We start from the raw sequence: 685 nt of genomic DNA, 5'->3' as shown, positions 1-685 counted from the left end.
AGCTCGTTGGGACGGCTGGCCTTGAAGTGCCGGTTGACGTGGTCCAGCGGGCACGGCGCTGATGTGTCAGGCGTGGTGGTACGTACCGCCCTGCCACGGCGAGCCCCTTGCAAGCCCATGGCACGCATCAGTCGCTCCACAGTACAACGTGCCACCGGGATGCCCTCGCGGTTCATCTGCAGCCAGACCTTATCGGCCCCGTAGACCTGCCAGTTGGCATGCCACACGCGCTGGATGTCCGCCTTCAAGCACTCGTCACGCTGGGCGCGTTGACTGCGCAGTTGCGGGTTACGTTGCCGGGCTGCGTGGCGCCAGTAACACGATGGGGCCATCTGCAGCACCCGGCAGATGGGCTCGACCCCGTAGTCGTCACGGTGGCGGTCGATGTAGTTCTTCAAGACTTCAATCGGCGGTCGAGCTCCGCCTGCGCAAAAAACGCGCTGGCCGTCTTCAGGATGTCGTTGGCCCGGCGCAGCTCCTTGACCTCACGTTCCAGCTCCTTGATGCGCTGGGCTTCTGACGTGGTGGTACCGGCACGCTGGCCGCTGTCGACCTCGGCCTTCTTGACCCAATCGTTCAAGGTCTGCGGCACGCAGCCAATCTTGGGGGCTATTGATTCAATGGCTGCCCACAGCGAAGGGTAGTCGGCTCGGTGCTCCTGCACCATGCGTACGGCACGCTCGCG

The 685-nt window shown here is 64.1% G+C and carries 1 pseudogene and 1 other annotated feature; the pseudogene reads right to left on the bottom strand.

The window, feature by feature from the left end:
• Positions 1–685: pseudogene (locus V8Z74_RS26220) on the bottom strand (IS3 family transposase); the annotation flags it as partial.
• Positions 324–440 (bottom strand) — a sequence feature (AL1L pseudoknot). It overlaps the preceding pseudogene by 117 nt.

This window comes from Comamonas sp. w2-DMI (assembly GCF_040187735.1).
Classification (GTDB): Bacteria; Pseudomonadota; Gammaproteobacteria; order Burkholderiales; family Burkholderiaceae_C; genus Comamonas; species Comamonas terrae.
The sequence above is the reverse complement of the archived record's forward strand: the minus strand, read 5'-3'. Positions and strand labels throughout refer to the sequence as shown.